The sequence below is a fragment of the Lysinibacillus sp. Bpr_S20 genome, from assembly GCF_023337835.1.
Classification (GTDB): domain Bacteria; phylum Bacillota; class Bacilli; order Bacillales_A; family Planococcaceae; genus Lysinibacillus.
On sequence record NZ_JALNLQ010000007.1, the window covers coordinates 17,985 to 36,411 of the forward strand.

Genomic DNA, 18,427 nt, shown 5'->3' on the forward strand with positions numbered 1-18,427 from the left:
TTGCTGTCGCTTCGCTTTCGCACAGATAAAACATTGCCGCTGACGCTTCGCTTTCGCGCAGAGCAGAGCTTCCTGGGGGCGTCGGGGCAACACGATGTTGGTCACGAAGGCGTTATCACAGGACGTGATGCCTTTAGCCTTCGTTCCCTTCCCGCTTCACTCGCGTTGCTCGCTCCAGGGTCTCGGGCCAACAGATGTTTTTTGCGCGAAAGCGTAGTGCTAACGTAGCGGCAGCAGAGGGTTTTGTTTGTGCGAAAGCGTAGCGACAGCAACAGCACCGAGGTTGGTCACGAAGGCGTTATCACAGGATGTGATGGTTTTAGCCTTCGTTCCCCTATCGCTAATCCCCAAGGAGTCGCCCAGTCTCCACTCCAATCAACTTATAAACATATCATACTTTTTAGCAAATACATCCTATTTTTTTGTGATGAGTCAACTTCACGGGGAAATTTACTATAGTATTGAAACTGTTAAGAGTTGCTAATACTGCTATCCGAGATTTTTGATAAATTGCAAATAGGTCTGAACGAGTATTTGGAAACTATCCAAATTATGTTATTCTGTTGAGTGACTCATATTTAGAGTGGAGGCACACATGAAAAAGGCTTTTGGTTTTTTTATCATTTTACTATCCTTGCCTGTCCTTTGGTGGATTAGTACAAATATTAGGACAGAAATTAATGCGGCACAAGCACATGAGGAGCAAATTGCAAGTGCTATTCATCTACCGGAAGTACAGCCACAACTTCCAGTAACTCTTATTGACCGAAACGGCAGAACATTTAGCGAAGAATATGTCGAATGGCGGCATCCTCTAACATTACAGGAAGTCCCAAAAATTGCCCAGGAAATTTTTATCGCTAGTGAGGACGCTCATTTTTATGAGCATATCGGCTTTGACCTTAGTGCTATCATCCGTGCAGTTGTTGCTAACTCAAACACAAATTCAGCTTCTCAAGGTGCTAGCACCATTACACAGCAGCTCGTTCGTATGCGCTATTTATCTGATGAAAAAACATATGAACGGAAATTAACAGAGATTTTTTACTCCTATGAGCTTGAGAAAGAATTTGATAAAGACACGATTTTAACGATGTATCTGAATGAAGCCTATTTTAGCAATCAAGTTTATGGAATCGGTGGAGCGGCTACATATTATTTTCAAAAACCACTCCAAGAACTATCTATAGCTGAAATTGCATTTATTGCGGCTATTCCAAATAACCCTTCACTTTATAATCCTTTAAAAAACTTTGATAAAACAAAAGCGAGGCAGGAGCGGTTACTAGATACACTTGCAGCGAGTGGCGCTATAACAAAAGAAGATGCCATTACATATAAAGCTGAAACGATAACATTAAATGTAAAGAATAAAGCACAAAGCTACCCTATGTACAGCACTTACGTCCTACAAGAGCTTAGATGGTTAGTTGCAGAAAAAGAAGGCTATTCAGATCGACTTGCAAATACACAAAGCGACGAAGAAAAGAAAAAAATTAAGGCGCAGCTAGACAAACGACTCAATACATTATTTCAAAATGGATTAACGATTCATACTGCGCTGAATCCGGACAAACAAGCACATGATGAGAAAAAAATGACTGCCATCCTAGGCTCAGGTAAATTACAAGCCGCTGGAGCAGTTATTGATAATACAACCCGTGAAGTTGTTAGTCTTTATGCCGGGAAAAACTATGAAAAGTTCGGATATCATCGTGCCTTTCAAGGTACGCGTCAACCAGGCTCTGCCTTTAAGCCGCTAGTGGTATATGCTCCTTTCTTTGAAACGACAGCACATACACCCGATTCTATCGTCAGTGGTGGTAGTTATTGTGTCGGTTCATTTTGTCCAGAAAACTATGGGGGCTTTAAATACGGTGATGTACCAATTCGAGTAGCATTTCGATATAGCTACAATACATCGGCTCTCCGTCTCTTTAATACAGTCGGAGTGGACACAGCCTTTAGTTACTTAGATCGCTTTCATTTCCGCTCCATCGTGGCAAAAGACCATAATTATGCTACCTCTTTGGGAGGATTGACGTATGGTGTAACAGCACTTGAGCTAGCAGACGCCTACACAAGTTTTATTGACGGCTCATACGTACTGGCCCATAGCATCCGTAAAGTGACAGCAGCTGATGGCACGGAGCTTTACAGTTGGGATTCAGCACGCGATCAAATTTGGTCACCGAAAACGGTCAAGTATATACGTTCAATGCTTACAGATGTTGTTACCAAAGGTACAGGGCAAGGCGTTTATAGTAGAAGTAATTATGTCGGGGCCAAAACAGGAACAACTAACAACTATCGCGACTACTGGCTTGCTGGATTAAACGATGACTACACTGCAGCAGTTTGGCTTGGCTTCGATAGGCCACAATCTATGGAAAGTTTAGAGTCTTATAAGATTCATCATAAGCTCTTTAATGTTTTACTAGAATAAAGATCAATGACTCTGCAGAATCGACTTCATGCTTTTGTTTTTTGCATGTGCGAAAGCTAGAGGCTGGAGACTTGCTGAAAGAAATGAAAAAAGAAGCAGCCCTGAGTGAAATTTATCACTCCAGGGCTGCTCCTTTTATTGTTTAACGTTATTATGTAATTTACTGTAGCCCGAACTTTTAATGAGCAAACGGTAAACTTGCCAAAATGCCATTATACAATTTTAAAACAACATAAACTAATAGCGATAATAATAGCGTCCACATAAAAAGCTCAAATACTAGTAAGCCGATCGTTCCACCCATCGACATATAATGACTCATTTTATAGATCAGATAAATAAAGTAGATAAAAACGGTTAAGACAAAAATACCTACTAAAACGTAAATAAACTGAATAGCAAAAGCTGAACATATTGCCCCCACCAATAAAATGATGTATCCGCCTCGTGCTTGATGAACTGTCGCACCATCATGATCCTTTGAGAAAAATAACATTCCTAGCTCATGAATAGTTTCTCCTACTAATTTTAATGCTGAAAATAGCATAAAAAAGATAACAGCAAAGACAATTAGCAAAAATACACGTAGCTCGAAATCGGATAAAAACTCACGCATGCCGGAATACACACCGATTGCATGGAAAACTTGCAAAGATTCACTTACTGCATACATTCCAAATGTCAAACTAAACAATAAAATTGTAATTAATGGTAAATAACCATAAATATAAGGGTTTCTCATAAAAAATTTTTCCTCTATTTGAATTGATAACTTCCTATTTATAATATATCCAAAATTCTTCCACTATCGCAAGCTAAATAATATGAGTGCATATGCATTCATACTAAAAGTGCGTTATAATTAACATACTTACCTGCATAAAGGAGGATTTTTTTGTTACAAGTACTTTATATTTTCATTCCAATGCTTGCTGCAATATTTGTGCCATTTTTATATAAAAGCATTAAAAATATTCACACAGGCTGGTTTGTTCTTGCAGTACCTGCTACACTCGCGATTATTTATGCATCATATATCGGAAAAGTAGCAGATGGTAAAGTATTTCTTGAGGAGCTTCCTTGGATTCCGTCGCTTGATATATCCATCGTTTCTTATTTAGATGGACTTAGCTTGCTTTTCTCATTACTCATTACTGGAATTGGCTCATTGGTCGTGCTTTACTCTATTTTTTACTTAGACAAACATAAAGAAAAATTACATAATTTTTATGTTTACTTATTATTATTTATGACCGCAATGCTAGGAGTAGTACAGTCAGATCATTTAATTACGCTGTACTTCTTTTGGGAGCTAACATCTATTTCATCATTTTTACTGATCGGTTACTGGTATAACCGTGATGCCTCTCGCTTTGGTGCACTTAAGTCAATGATGATTACAGTCGGTGGCGGCTTAATGATGTTAGGAGGATTTATCCTTCTCTATATAATGGGAGGAACGTATTCAATCCGTGAACTTATTCCAATGGCACCTAATTTAGTGCAGCATCCGCTGTTCACTTGGTCGCTCGTTTTAATACTTTTAGGAGCATTTACGAAATCTGCACAATTCCCATTCTACATTTGGTTACCAGATGCAATGGAAGCGCCAACACCCGTTAGTGCATACCTTCACTCTGCAACAATGGTAAAGGCAGGTATTTATTTAGTTGCACGGTTCACACCAATTTTCGCTGTTTCTGAGCTTTGGGTATGGCTCGTTACAGGCGTAGGTATCGTAACGCTATTCTGGGGTTCATTCTTTGCAGTAAAACAAACAGATTTAAAAGGAATTCTTGCTTTCTCTACTGTGAGTCAGCTTGGACTTATTATGTCATTGCTCGGCGCTAGTGCTTTAGCATTTCATAGTAATGGCGCAACAGATACTATTAAATTTGCTGCCTTTGCGGCGATTTTCCATCTGATCAACCATGCAACTTTTAAGGGCAGCCTATTCATGATTGCAGGAATTGTCGATCATGAAACAGGTACACGTGATATTCGCAAGCTCGGTGGCTTAATGAGTATTATGCCGCTTAGCTTTACAGTTGCAGCTATTGGAAGCTTATCAATGGCTGGTCTTCCGCCATTTAACGGCTTTTTAAGTAAGGAAATGTTTTTAACTGCAATGCTTGCACTGCAAAATTTTGAATTTTTCGGTTTTGATACATGGGGAGCACTCTTCCCGATTGTTGCTTGGATTGCTAGTATATTTACATTTGTCTATAGCTTCTATTTTGTTTTCAGAACATTTACAGGTAAATATAAACCGGAAAAATTACCTCATAAACCACATGAGGCACCGATTGGCATGCTAATTTCACCGATGATTTTAGCAGCATTGGTCGTAACCATATTCTTTATTCCTAACCTAGTTGGGGACACTTTTGTAAAGCCAGCAGTACAGGCTATTCAGCCATTCTTATACGATTCACCCAAGGATATTGATATTCATGTGGCTGCTTGGCATGGTGAAATTACACCTGAATTACTCATGACAGTTGGCATAGTAATTGTTGGGGTTTTATTGTTTGTAGCATTACCAAAATGGCAGGGCATTTATCAAAAATTCCCTCGAGCTTTAACGTTAAATAATGCTTACGACAAGATTATGCTGGGACTAGATGTTGGATTAAATCGGGTATCACGTCTTTATATGACGGGCTCTATGCGCCACTACCTGCTATATATGTTTAGTAGCATTGCAGCGATTGTCATCGGTTCTTTATTTGTAAAGAAAGCTTTTACAGTTTCCTTCCAAGACACTGCACCTATTCGTCCTTACGAAATCATTTTAGTTGTAGTGTTGGTCATTGGAACGGCCATTACGATTTTAGCAAAGTCTCGTTTAACAGCTATTATAGGCCTTGGTGCTGTGGGCTACACAGTAGCATTATTCTTCGTAATCTTTAATGCTCCTGATTTAGCATTAACACAGCTTGTTATTGAAACAATTTCTGTAGCCCTATTTTTACTTGCGTTTTATCATCTGCCTAAGCTCGGAAAACGAGAAGAGCGCATGAGATTCCAATTAAATCGTGCGATTGTTTCCGTTACAGTCGGTGTTATGGTTACACTTTTAGCATTGTCTGCACATTCGCAAAAATTGATTCCAACTATTTCAAAATATTATGAGGAAACAGTTTATACAAAAGCTGGCGGTGGAAATATTGTCAATGTGATCTTAGTAGACTACCGTGGCTTTGATACATTATTTGAAATTACAGTGCTAGGTATTGCTGGAATGGCCATTTTAGCAATGATAAAGCTACGCATGAATAGAAAGGAGAAATCGCATGAAAACAAATGATGTAATTATACAATTTACAGCAAAAATTGTATTCTTCATTATTTTCTTCTTCTCCATTCATATTTTTCTTGCTGGTCATTACACACCTGGAGGCGGTTTTGTTGGTGGACTTTTGACATCGAGTGCTATCGTACTCTTAGTCCTTGCCTTTGATTTAAATACGGTTCGTAAGGTTTTACCAATAAATTATACGTATTTAACGGCAATTGGCTTACTACTAGCCCTTGCAACTGCCGCTTTCCCAATGTTTGTAGGTAAACCGTTTTTCACTCATTTCTTTGATTATTTCGATTTACCGCTTCTAGGCAAACAGTCATTACACACGGCTATGCTTTTTGATAGCGGTGTCTATTTGGTTGTTGTCGGCGTTACGATGACCATTATTCAAACGATTGGGGAGGATGAATAATGGAAATATTGATGGCATTTGTCATAGGCTTTCTGTTTATGGCAGCGGTTTATTTAATTTTATCGAAAAGCTTATTGCGTATTATTATCGGGACTGGCCTGTTAAGTCATGGTGCTCATCTTCTTATTTTAACGATGGGCGGGCTTGGTGGAGAGGCACCGCCTGTTTTAAAGGAAGGGGCTAAAACTTTTGCAGACCCATTACCACAGGCGCTTATTTTAACAGCGATTGTTATTAGTTTTGGTGTAACAGCTTTCTTCCTCGTTCTTGCTTACCGTTCTTATCAGGAACTCGAGACAGATGATATAAGCTTAATGAGAGGAAGTGATGAGGATGAATAACTTCCTTCTACTACCAATTATCATTCCGTTTTTCTTCGGTATGATTTTAATGTTTGGGCAAAAAAACTTAAAATACCAGCGTTCATTCGCATTACTCGGTATTGGGCTCGCACTTATCTCAGCCATTTCACTGCTTATAAAGGTGAAAAATGATGGGATTCAAAAAGTGACATTCGGTAATTGGCCTGTGCCGTATGGCATTACAATGGTTTCCGATATGGTGTCGGCACTGCTTGTCACAACAACTTTGCTTATCACCCTCTTTGTTGTTTGGTATGGCTTCGGTTCCATCACGAAGGAACGTGAACGCTTCTTCTATTATCCTGGGATTATGTTTATTTTAACTGGGGTTAACGGGGCATTTACGACAGGCGATATTTTTAACCTTTTCGTGTTCTTCGAGGTATTATTAATGGCCTCTTATTTGCTCATCGTTCTCGGGGGCGAAAAAGGACAGCTTAAAGGTTCCATTAAATATATTCTAATCAATGTTATTTCATCTGCTTTATTTGTAATTACAGTTGCCTTTCTTTACTCTGTAGTTGGAACATTAAACATGGCAGATATTGCAGTAAAAATTGCTGACATTAATCAGCCAGGTATTGTTACAGTTATAGCCGTACTATTTTTAATGGTATTTGGATTAAAAGCAGCTATTTTCCCGCTATACTTCTGGCTTCCAACTTCTTATGCAGCAGCCCCGATTCCAGTGCTAACGCTATTCGGTGCACTGCTAACAAAGGTTGGCATTTATGCGATTACTAGAACATATACATTGTTCTTTGTTCATGATTTATCGTATACACATGATTTACTAATGGCATTAGCAATTGCAACAATTATTGCGGGCTGTATTGGTGCACTTGCTTACCATGATGTGAAGCTTATCATTATATACAATATTGTTATTGCTGTAGGGGTTATTTTATTCGGTGTATCTCAAATGAATGAAATCTCCCTAAAAGGTGCTATGTTCTATTTAATTCATGACATGCTTATAAAAGCAGCGCTCTTTATGTTAATAGGTATAGTCATCTACATTACGGGCACATCTGATTTACGGAAAATGGGCGGGCTTATGCATAAATACCCTGCTCTAGGTTGGTGTTATTTAATTGCAGCATTTGGTTTAGCAGGGATTCCCCCACTTAGTGGCTTCGTTGGAAAACTGTTGATTGTACAGGGAGGATTTGAAGCTGGCAGTAAATGGAGCAGTATTTTTATTTTAGCTTCGTCACTTCTCGTTTTATTATCGGTTATTCGTATTTTCCTTTATGCCTTTTGGGGTGAAGAAAAAGAAACCACAGGTACTGTCGATAAAAAAGTCTACAATACACTATTTGTGCCTACCGTTCTTTTAGTGCTCATCACTGTAGCGTACGGTGTAGGGTCCGAATGGATTACACCATTTATGGACGATGCAGCAAAACTATTAAGTGATCCATCTATTTATATAGATGCTGTAATGAAGGGGGATTAGAGATATGGCATTTCAAATTATTTTAAATTTTGTACTTGCCTTCGTTTGGATGTTCCTTTCTTCTAATTACACAGCAACAGGCTTTATCGTTGGGTTTATTCTCGGTATTATATTGCTTGTTATTATGCGTAGATTTTTTTCTACCCGACTTTACGTCTACCGCATATGGGCAATCATTAAATTGACATTACTCTTTTTAAAGGAGTTAGTGTTAGCGAATGTACAAGTTCTTCGGGTCGTCTTAAAACCGAAGTTGGATATGCAGCCTGCATTCTTTGCCTATCCGACTGTTTTAACACAAGAATGGGAAATTACGCTATTATCAAGTCTTATTACGTTAACACCTGGTACTGTAGTAGTACATGTATCAGATGATGCAAAAACTTTGTATGTACACGCAATTGATATTAGTGATGTCGACGAAGCGATTACAGCCATTCGTGATTCATTTGAGAAAGCGATTTTGGAGGTGAGTAAATCATGACAACGTTTATCATTACTGCCATTGTGGTGATTTGCTTATCATTGATTGCCGTTATTTATCGAATGGTGAAAGGACCCTCTGCATCTGACCGTGTAGTAGCATTGGATTCATTGGGTGTGTCAGTAATCTCATTAATTGGACTGTTTTCGGTATTGGTTGAAACAAGCTTCTTCCTAGAGATTATATTATTGTTAGCGATATTATCGTTTATCGGCACCGTTGCTTTCTCTAAATTCATTGAGAAAGGAGATATCATTAAACGTGACAATTCTCGCTAATAGTTTAGTTATCTTTTTCATTTCTGTAGGGGTACTATTTATTGTCGTGACAGCCATTGGTCTTGTCCGTTTACCTGATTTGTACACACGTGCCCACGCTGCTTCTAAAAGTGCAACGCTCGGTGTTATGTGCGTACTCATCGGCGTATTCTTTCACTTTTGGCTGATTGAAGATCACTTCAATCCCCGTATTTTACTCGGTATTTTGTTCCTGTTTATCACAGGTCCTGTTGGAGGGCATATTATGACTCGCTCTTCATACATCGCTGGCGTAAAACCGTGGAAAGGCACAATACATGACGAGCTTGGACCGGAAATCGACCGGATGAAAAAGGAACAAGGCATTAAATAACTTTTCAAAAAAGTGGCCATTGAATAAACTTCAATGGCCACTTTTTTAATTGTTTGATAGCATATAAAACTCTTTTTCTAATCCAATGCCTTCCCAAAAGTTTAGTGCTAAGTCATTTTCTAAATCTACATAAACATTTACTACTGAAGTATTATGCTCATCATTAAACCAATTCACTAAATCATCTACTAGACGTTTAGCAACCTTCTGTCTTCTATATACTGGTACTACATAAACCTCGTCTATTTGACCATAGTTCATATCATAAATAAAATCCTTTTTGATCGAAGCCATTCCAAAACCAATCATTTCATTATTTCCATTCATCGCTATATAAATGGCCCCATATTTTGATTCAATATATTGTTCTAGCTGTTCTTTAATCCCCTTCCTTTCACTCTCTCCTAGTTCACAATCTGCTGTTTCTATGGCATTTTCATTCCAAAGTTCTACTATTTCATTTAATAATTTCTGGCTTACAACATCCTCGGTTAATAGTTGAATATGTATGCTCATCTTTTTCATCCCCTATAACGTTTGATGATGTAATCATCTCACAACATTTGGGGATGTTCTATAAAATAGATAATTTTTCCACAAAAAGAATCTGCCTCTTCAAAGTAAGCAGATTCTTTAAGAATATAAATGCGTAGTTAATCAGTCTAAATATATCCTTTTGAAGTTAATATGTCTGTGAGCTGATCTACGCATTCTTCGATAGAATGGAGTTCTGTATCAATAATGATTTCTGGACGTTCTGGTTCCTCATACGGCGCACTAATACCAGTAAAGTTAGGAATCTCTGCAGTTCGTGCTTTTTTATAAAGACCTTTTGGATCACGTTTTTCACACGTTTCAACTGAACACTTCACATAGACCTCTAAAAACTCTCCTGCTTCCACAAGCTCACGGACAACCTGACGATCTTCTCGGTAAGGTGAAATAAAGGCAGTCAAAACAATTTGACCACTTTCTACAAAAAGCTTAGATACCTCACCAATACGTCGTATATTTTCCTTACGGCTTTTTTCGTCGAATCCTAAATCCTTATTTAAGCCATGGCGAACATTATCTCCATCTAAGACGAATACTTGATTGCCACGTTCAAAGAGCCGGCGTGCAAATGCATTCGCCACAGAAGATTTCCCTGATGCTGATAAACCGGTGAACCATAAAATAAAGCTTTGATGCTTATTTTGTGTACGACGCTCCTCTTTCGTAATAGACGCTTCATGCCAAACGATGTTTGAACTCACTTTATAACCTCCTTACGCATTCCTTTAATTAATACATCCACAACTTCATTACGACTAAATGTACTTGGAGGCACTTCGCCATTACGCAACATTTCACGAACCTTAGTACCCGATAAAATGACATGTGCTGAGCTTTCATGAGGACAAGTTTTCGTCGTTGCCATTCCCTCGCATTTGTTGCAATAGAAGCTATGCTCAAATTTTAATGGAATAATTCCTAATTCATCTTCCGTAAATTGTTCAAAGATTTTTTGTGCATCGTATGTACCATAGTAATCGCCAACCCCTGCATGGTCACGCCCAACGATAAAGTGTGTACATCCATAATTTTTTCGTACAAGTGCATGGAAAATAGCTTCTTTTGGTCCTGCATAACGCATTGCAGCTGGAAACACACCTAATTGCACACGATTTTCAGGATAATAATTGTTTAGTAAAACTTCGTAACTTTCCATGCGAATTGCAGCGGAAACATCGTCTGATTTCGTTTCACCAACTAGTGGATTTAAAAATAACCCATCAATTGTTTCAAGTGCTGCCTTTTGAATGTATTCATGTGCTCGGTGCACAGGATTCCGTGTTTGGAAGCCAACAATTGTTTGCCACCCCTTTTCTGCAAAAAGACGGCGTGTTTCAAGCGGATCAAATGAATAGGAAGGAAACTTTTGCTCTAGACGTTTTACTAATGTAATTTTCCCACCAACATAAATACTTGGACGCTCATGCAACTTTTTAACACCGGGATGCTGTAAATCCTCCGTGCCGTATATTAACAATGACTCTTTCCGTTTATTTGGCTCATAAATATCCGCAATTTCAATAACGCCGTAAACCGTATCACCGTATACTAATTTTGCCTCATCACCCGGCTGCAATGTTGCAGCTACATCCTTTGCTACAGGTAATGTAATTGGAATACTCCAAACCACACCTGACGCTAAACGCGTATGCTCGACAACTGATTCATAATCTTCCTGCGTTAAAAAACCTTCAATTGGACTGTACCCGCCGATTGCAATTAACTCTAAATCACTAAGTGCAATGGCATCAAGCTCAATAACTTTATTTATATGCGTTACATCCTTCTCAGAATTAATAGCTTGCACTAATAGTCCACCATGTGGTTGTAAACTCATTACAATCTCCTCCTAGTTTTATTGAATTACTCAGTTTTATATTTAAGTTTATTTGCATTGATTTTGGATTCTCACCAAAACGTGTGGTTGATTTCCGTTCCAGCTGGGCGCTTTGAACAGGACGTGATGTCCTTAGCCTTCGTTTCCCTATCGCTAATCCCCAAGGAGTCGCCCAACTTCCACTCCAATCAACTTATTTACATAGTAGACGACATCCACATCTTTTGGTGATAAACCTTGGTTTTTCATCTTAGGCTAAAATCGGAACTTCTTCGATTAATCCCTTTCTTACAGAGGTAATCGGGGATACTTCCCAATTGATCGGCTTTCCTCCAAAAGTGATCAGGTGTCCCTTTAATTTGATCAGCTCCCCTTTAAAAGTGATCGGCTTCCCTGCTGATTTGATCAGCTTCCCTTTAAAAGTGATCGGCTTCCCTGCTGATTTGATCAGCACCCCCTTAAAAATTATCAGGCTCCAACTGATTCAACAGTAATTCGGGTATTTAAATTCCTTCACCCGCATCATATATGGAGCGCTCTTCTTCACGCATTGTTCGCATTAAGCTAATGACACCAAGCGTTCCAACAATAATACTGCCAATTAATACGATGGTATAGAAATCTTTTTCTAAGAATAGCTGTACTAAAAAATAAGAAATGGCTAAAGAAAAGATTGGCGAAACGATCCAAATACGGATTATTTTTTTCACAATGTGCTTATGGAAAATTTGTTTCCCGTTTTTGGCCATTCCCATGCCAATAATCGAAGAGGATGTTACTTGTGTTAATGGCACAGGAAGTCCAAAGATAGAGCTTATACCGACTAGTAGTGCACCTGTACTCGAAATTAGTATCCCTTCCGCCTTCTCAAAGCGCATAATTTTTTTACCGTTTGTTTCAAGCACTCGTTTGCCAAGGAGCATAGCGCCAAGCGCCACAAAAGCACCACCAAGCAATATTCCTGTTGTTACGCTCATCATCCCTGCACCAACAAGAGGTCCAACTGCATTTGCTACGTTATTCATCCCTGCTGAAAACGCTTCGAAAAATCCAGCAAATACAAGGAGAATCGTTAATAGTAAATGATCTTTTAACAAACCCTTGACTTGTAATTTATACAGCCACTTTCCAAAGACAAATGCAATGATAAACGCTATGATTGGCACTATTACCCAAAATGATATGATGACAAGTAATGACTTAATATAAAGCACTTTATAGGCAATTCCTACACCTACAACTGCTCCTACTGTCACTTCACTCGTCGATAATGGAATGCCTAAAAGATTGGCGAGAAATAGTGAACTTGTCGCAGAAATCAAAATAAAAATGACAATCTTTACTGTAATGTACTCCTGTGGCATTATGCCGGAGCTAATTGTTTTTACTACCTCTCCACCTCCAAGAATTGCCCCAGAAAAAACACCCACTGAACAAATGAGCAATGCTTGCCAAGCTTTTTTGATGGCACCTGCTCCGTAAGCAACCCCCATTGAGGCTGCCGCTCCACTAGCACCAATATTCAGCGCAAAAAATAAACTAATTGCTATTGCTATATTTTCAAGCATGGCAAAACTCCTTTATTCATGTAATCCGCACTCAGTTTTACCAGATCCTTGCCACCTGCCTGAACGCAAATCATCCATTGTAAATGCTGGTTTTGTACAATGCTCGCAGCCGACGCTTGGATAGCCTCTGTCATGCAATGGATTGTACGGTAAACTATGCTTTGAAACATAACGCCAGACATCCTTCCATGTCCAATGAATGAGTGGACAAATTTTAATGGATTGAAATTTATCGTCACGATTGATAAAGTTTGTATTTTGCCGGGTTGGTGATTGTTCACGACGTAAACCTGATATCCAAGCCTTGGCGCCCGCCAACGCTTCATGCAACGGCACAATCTTGCGAATTTCACAGCATTTATTTGGATTGGAATTCCATAATTTATCGCCATATTGAGCTGCTTGTTGTTCGAGTGTAAGTGCTGGTTTTTGCATCTTAATGTTCAGCTTCGGATATTTTTCTTTTACTTTATCAATCGTTTCATATGTTTCTTTAAAATGAACATCTGTATCTAAAAAGACAATCGTAGCATCGGGCTTCACCTTTGAAATAAGGTCAATTAAGACAATCCCCTCAATGCCAAAGCTACAAGCATAGACGATATCCTCGCCATATTCAGCATAACTCCACTGTAAAACCTCCAGTGCAGCCTTATAGGTTTCGTCTATTTGAAAATTCAATGTTGGCTCATGCCAAGTTGCATATGTTAGCATATAATCCTCCTCTTAATGAAAAAGAGACGTTCTAACGACAGACATATATAGATATGTCTTTGTTAAAACGCCTCTAGTTTAACTAGCCAGCTCATTATTTAACTTCTTTCAGCTACAGAAGTTACCCACCTCTATAGGGGTGAGATGAATTCGGTTTTAAGTCACTTTTCAGCAGGTGTCCAAATAATTGTTTTGATTGTTCACTAGTATTGGCTACCTCGTTCTACAATCATTTTTTCTTATTACCAAATATATACTAAAGTACACCTAGTAGTCAACTAGGTTTTTATAAAAATTCATTTCAATGAGTCCAAATTTTTTATCCCGGTCAAAAGCAATATTTTAATTCCTTGTTGACTAATAGGAAATATATGTTTAATGTATAACTAAGCTTTGAACCAAACCAATATAAAATGCTGATCAGAGGATCTGAAGGCCATCTACTTAAGACGATTACTATTCGTTCTGGTAGATGGTCTTTTGTATTCTCTAGATCATCAAAAAGGAGTGTTATTTTATGAAAAAAAGGAAACATCTTTTCCAATCGTTAGTACTTGTATCTGCATTAGCACTGGCATTAACAGGTTGTAGTAGCAGCTCTTCTGAAACAAATACAGGGGCTCAGGATACAAAAAAATCTGTGGAACTATTAAATGTATCCTACGATCCAACTCGTGAGCTTTACGAGGAATTCAACAAAGATTTTATAAAAAAATGGAAGGATGAAACCGGCCAAGATGTAACGATAAAACAATCACATGGGGGCTCTGGTAAACAAGGTAGAGCTGTAATTGATGGTCTAGAAGCAGACGTTGTTACACTAGCACTAGCTTACGATATTGATGAGATTGCACAAGCTCGAGGCCTATTAAATAAAGATTGGCAAACAGAATTTGAAAATAACTCTACACCTTATACATCGACAATTGTCTTTTTAGTACGCAAAGGCAATCCAAAGGGTATTAAAAACTGGGATGATTTAACAAAGGACGATGTATCTGTCATCACACCAAATCCTAAAACGTCTGGTGGTGCACGTTGGAATTATTTAGCTGCTTGGGCTTATGCAGAGAAATTATATAAAAATGATGAGGCAAAAATAAAAGAATTTATGAAAGCTCTATATAGCAATGTAGAAGTACTGGATTCTGGCGCACGTGGTGCTACAACAACTTTTGTTGAACGTAATATTGGTGACGTCTTAATTGCATGGGAAAATGAAGCTTATTTATCGCTCCATGAATTGGGTGACGAATTTGATATCATTACACCTTCTTTAAGTATTTTAGCTGAGCCGCCTGTAGCAATTGTCGACAAAATCGTAGATAAAAAAGGTACACGCGAAGTAGCAGAGGCTTATTTAAAACATTTATATAGTGAGCGTGGTCAAGAAATTGCTGCAAAAAATTACTATCGACCACGAAATGAAAAAATTCTAGCAAAATATCAAGAGCAATTCCCAAAACTTGAACTCGTTACAATCGATGATTTCGGTGGTTGGACAGAAGCTCAAGCGAAGCATTTTAAAGATGGTGGTACATTTGATGAAATTTATGTACCTCAATAAGGAGGTATGTCATGAGTAGTTTAACGGTTAATAAAAAAACACGCCGCATTATTCCAGGTTTCCACCTTTCTCTGGGCTTTACGATGTTATATGTTAGCTTGTTAGTCTTATTGCCACTATCGATGATTATTATTCATACAATGTCCATAAGCTGGGCAGAGTTTGTTGATATTGTAACCGCTCCCCGTGCTGTTGCTTCATATAAGGTAAGTTTTAGTACTGCGCTCGCTGCTGGTTTACTAAATGTTATTTTTGGCACAATCATTGCTTGGGTACTTGTACGATACCGTTTTCCGTTTAAACGAATCATTGATGGACTTGTCGATTTACCATTTGCTTTGCCAACTGCTGTAGCAGGAATTGCCTTAACGTCCCTCTATGCGCCAAATGGTTGGATTGGTCAATTTTTTAATTTTAAAATTGCCTTTACGCCACTTGGCATTATCATTGCCCTTACATTTATCGGGCTACCATTTGTCGTCCGTACTGTGCAGCCTGTTTTACTAAATATTAGTGCTGAGGTTGAGGAAGCCTCTGCAAGCCTTGGAGCAAATCGTTTACAAACCTTTCGTAAAATTATTTTTCCAGAGCTTGCTCCTGCCATTTTAACAGGTTTTTCATTAGCATTTGCTCGTGCATTAGGAGAGTATGGTTCTGTTGTTTTTATCGCTGGTAATATGCCAATGAAGACTGAAATTACGCCATTAATTATTATGACAAAGCTAGAGCAATATGACTATGCGGGTGCAACTGCTATTGCAGCGGTCATGCTTGTCACGTCCTTCATTCTATTATTTAGCATTAATTTCATACAATGGTTGGCAAATCGTTGCTTTGTACATTAGGAGGTATTTATGGAACAGTCTACATTTATTCAGCAAGTTGCTCCTGAAAAAAATAATACAGTGACAAAGTCTGCTGCCTTACAAGAGCCACGCTTTGTCCGATATACGCTAATATTTATTGCGCTAGCATTTTTAGCATTTTTTATTGTACTTCCACTAGTATCAATTTTTACCACTGCCTTTCAAAAAGGAGTAGACGTTTATGTAGCAGCTATCACACATCCAGATGCATTGGCAGCTATTAAATTAACTTTAACTGTTGTCGCGGTTGCAGTACCATTAAACGCAATCTTCGGAGTTATGGCTGCTTGGGCTTTAACAAAGTTCAACTTTAAAGGGAAAAATCTATTACTTACAATCGTCGATCTTCCTTTTGCAGTATCTCCTGTTATTGCAGGTTTAGTATTTATTTTGTTATTTGGCTCACAGGGACTATTTGGAGATTGGCTATTTGAACATGACATTAAAATTGTTTTTGCGCTACCTGGTATTGTCCTTGCTACTGTCTTTGTTACGTTGCCCTTTGTTGCACGAGAGCTTATTCCTCTTATGCAGACACAAGGCACTTCTGAGGAGGAGGCGTCCATTTCACTTGGGGCCAATGGTTTTAAAACATTTTGGCATGTGACATTGCCAAATATCAAATGGGGCTTATTGTACGGCCTTATACTTTGTAATGCTCGGGCAATCGGTGAATTTGGTGCCGTTTCTGTTGTATCAGGGCATATTAGAGGGATGACAAATACGATGCCCCTTCATATTGAAATTTTATACAATGAGTACCAATTTGCAGCAGCCTTCGCCGTTGCTTCACTGATGAGCGTAATCGCCATTATTACACTCATCGTTAAAGATATTATTGCTTGGAAATCAAAATCAGTTTAACTTCTTTCAGCAATTATTTTCTGTAACGAAAGTGCAACGGCAGTTACAGATGTCACTCACCTCTATAGGTGGTGAGATGAATGCAGGTTTAAATTACTGGTTTAAATTACTTTTCAGCGGGTGTATAAACATCTGCTGAAATAAGTTAAAGCCTCCGGCGGATGTCACGGAAATCGGAAAGGAGTTCTTTGTGCATGCACAAAGCCGATTCCGGACGCAATTATGCCGAGGCATAATTGATAGGAGGTATTGTCAGCATGAGCATTCAAATTAAAAATGTATCTAAAAAGTTCGGTTCCTTTCAAGCTTTAGAAGATGTTTCTCTTCATATTCAATCTGGGGAACTAGTTGCTCTTCTTGGCCCATCTGGTTCTGGCAAAACTTCGTTACTACGTGTTATTGCTGAACTTGAAACATCAGATGTTGGGGAGATTTTATTTGACGGTCAATCGATGATAGATCGCCATCCAAAGGAGCGAAATGTAGGCTTTGTGTTCCAGCATTATGCACTTTTTCGCCATATGACAGTTTTTGATAATGTCGCTTACGGTCTTAAAGTACGCCCTCGTAAAACAAGACCATCTAAATTAGAAATAAAGAACAAAGTGATGGAGCTTCTCAAACTGGTCAAACTAGAAAATTTTTCTGATCGCTACCCAACACAACTATCAGGTGGGCAACGTCAGCGAGTTGCACTTGCTAGAGCCCTCGCCGTGGAGCCCAAGGTACTTTTATTAGATGAACCTTTTGGGGCACTGGATGCTAAAGTGCGCAAGGAATTGCGTCGTTGGCTACGAAAGCTTCACAATGATTTTCATATTACAAGTATTTTTGTCACACACGATCAGGAAGAGGCACTTGATGTTGCAGACCGAATTGTCGTGATGAACAACGGCAAGATAGAGCAAATCGGTAGCCCAGACGACGTATACACAAATCCAAAGAGCCCTTTTGTTTATGATTTTTTAGGTAATGTGAATCTCTTTAAAGGACGGTTACATAATGGTAAGCTCATGCATGGTGAATTTGCGATTGATGTACCTGACGTACAAACACATACAGAGGACCATGCAGTAGGCTATGTACGCCCCCATGATATTCACATTGAGAAAACGAATGTATCCGGCACCGTCCCCGTCAAAGTAAGCCATATTCACTTGCTCGGACCTATCGTGCAGATTGAATTACGTCGTGAAGATATAGATGAATTTTTAGAGGCAGAACTTACTAAAGAACAATTTACTAACCTTCAGCTTAAGATTGGTGACCATGTATTTGTCAAACCAAAGCAATTAAAAGTCTTTATCCCCGAAGATTTTTCCATTTAAAAAAGCCGTGTAGCAAATTTCTTTGCTA

At 38.6% G+C, this 18,427-nt stretch carries 19 protein-coding genes; 12 read left to right on the top strand and 7 right to left on the bottom strand.

The features are described 5' to 3' along the window. The first annotated feature begins 595 nt into the window (after positions 1-595). Positions 596-2,446: a transglycosylase domain-containing protein gene (locus tag MWJ95_RS16730; protein ID WP_249075126.1), complete on the top strand. Its 1,851-nt coding sequence runs from the start codon at positions 596-598 to the stop codon at positions 2,444-2,446. 178 nt (positions 2,447-2,624) lie between these two features. On the opposite strand, the gene MWJ95_RS16735 is transcribed toward MWJ95_RS16730, so the two are convergent. After that, positions 2,625-3,188 (bottom strand): DUF5366 family protein, encoded by a 564-nt coding sequence (locus tag MWJ95_RS16735; RefSeq protein ID WP_249075125.1) that lies wholly within the window; start codon positions 3,186-3,188, stop codon positions 2,625-2,627. A 153-nt stretch (positions 3,189-3,341) separates the two neighbouring features. On the opposite strand from MWJ95_RS16735, the gene MWJ95_RS16740 reads away from it, so the two are divergent. From MWJ95_RS16740 to mnhG, 7 genes are read left to right on the top strand one after another with little or no spacing between them, the layout of a single operon-like run. Continuing rightward, a complete protein-coding gene (locus MWJ95_RS16740) occupies positions 3,342-5,756 on the top strand; it encodes a Na+/H+ antiporter subunit A (RefSeq protein WP_283164754.1) in 2,415 nt (804 codons plus the stop codon). Continuing rightward, positions 5,743-6,165, top strand: coding sequence for a Na(+)/H(+) antiporter subunit B (locus MWJ95_RS16745; protein ID WP_249075124.1), 423 nt, complete (start codon positions 5,743-5,745; stop codon positions 6,163-6,165). Before MWJ95_RS16740 ends, MWJ95_RS16745 begins: the two co-directional genes overlap by 14 nt. Then, the gene (locus MWJ95_RS16750; protein ID WP_249106769.1) at positions 6,165-6,506 is read left to right on the top strand and encodes a Na(+)/H(+) antiporter subunit C; all 342 of its coding nucleotides are present in this window, start codon (positions 6,165-6,167) and stop codon (positions 6,504-6,506) included. Before MWJ95_RS16745 ends, MWJ95_RS16750 begins: the two co-directional genes overlap by 1 nt. Continuing rightward, positions 6,499-7,986: a Na+/H+ antiporter subunit D gene (locus tag MWJ95_RS16755; RefSeq protein ID WP_283175769.1), complete on the top strand. Its 1,488-nt coding sequence runs from the start codon at positions 6,499-6,501 to the stop codon at positions 7,984-7,986. The genes MWJ95_RS16750 and MWJ95_RS16755 overlap by 8 nt, the downstream gene beginning before the upstream one ends. A 4-nt stretch (positions 7,987-7,990) precedes the next feature. Next, on the top strand, positions 7,991-8,470 hold the full coding sequence (locus tag MWJ95_RS16760) for a Na+/H+ antiporter subunit E (RefSeq protein WP_249075121.1): 480 nt from the start codon (positions 7,991-7,993) through the stop codon (positions 8,468-8,470). Continuing rightward, positions 8,467-8,748: a Na(+)/H(+) antiporter subunit F1 gene (locus MWJ95_RS16765; RefSeq protein ID WP_249075120.1), complete on the top strand. Its 282-nt coding sequence runs from the start codon at positions 8,467-8,469 to the stop codon at positions 8,746-8,748. Before MWJ95_RS16760 ends, MWJ95_RS16765 begins: the two co-directional genes overlap by 4 nt. After that, complete coding sequence (gene mnhG / locus MWJ95_RS16770) at positions 8,732-9,100, top strand: monovalent cation/H(+) antiporter subunit G (RefSeq protein ID WP_132361712.1); 369 nt, start codon at positions 8,732-8,734, stop codon at positions 9,098-9,100. Before MWJ95_RS16765 ends, mnhG begins: the two co-directional genes overlap by 17 nt. A 45-nt stretch (positions 9,101-9,145) precedes the next feature. Here the strand turns inward: mnhG and MWJ95_RS16775 are convergent, their stop codons facing one another. The 6 genes from MWJ95_RS16775 to MWJ95_RS16800 all read right to left on the bottom strand — a co-directional run bounded on the left by MWJ95_RS16775 (position 9,146) and on the right by MWJ95_RS16800 (position 13,774). Further along, complete coding sequence (locus MWJ95_RS16775; RefSeq protein ID WP_249106771.1) at positions 9,146-9,616, bottom strand: GNAT family N-acetyltransferase; 471 nt, start codon at positions 9,614-9,616, stop codon at positions 9,146-9,148. Between the two features lie 146 nt (positions 9,617-9,762). Then, entirely contained in the window at positions 9,763-10,356 is a 594-nt protein-coding gene (gene cysC, locus MWJ95_RS16780) for an adenylyl-sulfate kinase (protein WP_249075118.1), read from the bottom strand. Next, positions 10,353-11,492, bottom strand: coding sequence for a sulfate adenylyltransferase (gene sat / locus MWJ95_RS16785; protein WP_249106772.1), 1,140 nt, complete (start codon positions 11,490-11,492; stop codon positions 10,353-10,355). Before sat ends, cysC begins: the two co-directional genes overlap by 4 nt. Before the next feature lie 250 nt (positions 11,493-11,742). Continuing rightward, a complete protein-coding gene (locus MWJ95_RS16790; RefSeq protein ID WP_249106773.1) occupies positions 11,743-11,946 on the bottom strand; it encodes a hypothetical protein in 204 nt (67 codons plus the stop codon). A 49-nt stretch (positions 11,947-11,995) separates the two neighbouring features. Continuing rightward, on the bottom strand, positions 11,996-13,060 hold the full coding sequence (locus MWJ95_RS16795; RefSeq protein WP_249106774.1) for an inorganic phosphate transporter: 1,065 nt from the start codon (positions 13,058-13,060) through the stop codon (positions 11,996-11,998). A 12-nt stretch (positions 13,061-13,072) separates the two neighbouring features. After that, positions 13,073-13,774, bottom strand: a complete 702-nt coding sequence (locus MWJ95_RS16800) for a phosphoadenylyl-sulfate reductase (protein WP_249075115.1) — start codon at positions 13,772-13,774, stop codon at positions 13,073-13,075. A 517-nt stretch (positions 13,775-14,291) separates the two neighbouring features. On the opposite strand from MWJ95_RS16800, the gene MWJ95_RS16805 reads away from it, so the two are divergent. The 4 genes from MWJ95_RS16805 (at position 14,292) to MWJ95_RS16820 (ending at position 18,399) form a co-directional block, all read left to right on the top strand. Next, positions 14,292-15,341, top strand: coding sequence for a sulfate ABC transporter substrate-binding protein (locus MWJ95_RS16805; RefSeq protein ID WP_249106775.1), 1,050 nt, complete (start codon positions 14,292-14,294; stop codon positions 15,339-15,341). A gap of 11 nt (positions 15,342-15,352) precedes the next feature. After that, on the top strand, positions 15,353-16,186 hold the full coding sequence (gene cysT, locus MWJ95_RS16810; protein WP_249106776.1) for a sulfate ABC transporter permease subunit CysT: 834 nt from the start codon (positions 15,353-15,355) through the stop codon (positions 16,184-16,186). 9 nt (positions 16,187-16,195) lie between these two features. Continuing rightward, complete coding sequence (cysW, locus tag MWJ95_RS16815) at positions 16,196-17,071, top strand: sulfate ABC transporter permease subunit CysW (RefSeq protein WP_249106777.1); 876 nt, start codon at positions 16,196-16,198, stop codon at positions 17,069-17,071. Positions 17,072-17,328: 257 nt separating this feature from the next. After that, positions 17,329-18,399, top strand: coding sequence for a sulfate/molybdate ABC transporter ATP-binding protein (locus MWJ95_RS16820; RefSeq protein ID WP_249106778.1), 1,071 nt, complete (start codon positions 17,329-17,331; stop codon positions 18,397-18,399). Positions 18,400-18,427 lie beyond the last annotated feature (28 nt).

Coding starts and splice junctions, on each gene's coding strand:
- MWJ95_RS16765 (WP_249075120.1), top strand. CDS start 8,467: ATGACAACGTTTATCATTACTGCCATTGTGGTGATTTGCTTATCATTG.
- MWJ95_RS16745 (WP_249075124.1), top strand. CDS start 5,743: ATGAAAACAAATGATGTAATTATACAATTTACAGCAAAAATTGTATTC.
- MWJ95_RS16760 (WP_249075121.1), top strand. CDS start 7,991: ATGGCATTTCAAATTATTTTAAATTTTGTACTTGCCTTCGTTTGGATG.
- MWJ95_RS16730 (WP_249075126.1), top strand. CDS start 596: ATGAAAAAGGCTTTTGGTTTTTTTATCATTTTACTATCCTTGCCTGTC.
- MWJ95_RS16805 (WP_249106775.1), top strand. CDS start 14,292: ATGAAAAAAAGGAAACATCTTTTCCAATCGTTAGTACTTGTATCTGCA.
- cysW (WP_249106777.1), top strand. CDS start 16,196: ATGGAACAGTCTACATTTATTCAGCAAGTTGCTCCTGAAAAAAATAAT.
- sat (WP_249106772.1), bottom strand. CDS start 11,492: ATGAGTTTACAACCACATGGTGGACTATTAGTGCAAGCTATTAATTCT.
- MWJ95_RS16820 (WP_249106778.1), top strand. CDS start 17,329: ATGAGCATTCAAATTAAAAATGTATCTAAAAAGTTCGGTTCCTTTCAA.
- MWJ95_RS16795 (WP_249106774.1), bottom strand. CDS start 13,060: ATGCTTGAAAATATAGCAATAGCAATTAGTTTATTTTTTGCGCTGAAT.
- MWJ95_RS16750 (WP_249106769.1), top strand. CDS start 6,165: ATGGAAATATTGATGGCATTTGTCATAGGCTTTCTGTTTATGGCAGCG.
- MWJ95_RS16800 (WP_249075115.1), bottom strand. CDS start 13,774: ATGCTAACATATGCAACTTGGCATGAGCCAACATTGAATTTTCAAATA.
- cysT (WP_249106776.1), top strand. CDS start 15,353: ATGAGTAGTTTAACGGTTAATAAAAAAACACGCCGCATTATTCCAGGT.
- MWJ95_RS16755 (WP_283175769.1), top strand. CDS start 6,499: ATGAATAACTTCCTTCTACTACCAATTATCATTCCGTTTTTCTTCGGT.
- MWJ95_RS16735 (WP_249075125.1), bottom strand. CDS start 3,188: ATGAGAAACCCTTATATTTATGGTTATTTACCATTAATTACAATTTTA.
- MWJ95_RS16775 (WP_249106771.1), bottom strand. CDS start 9,616: ATGAGCATACATATTCAACTATTAACCGAGGATGTTGTAAGCCAGAAA.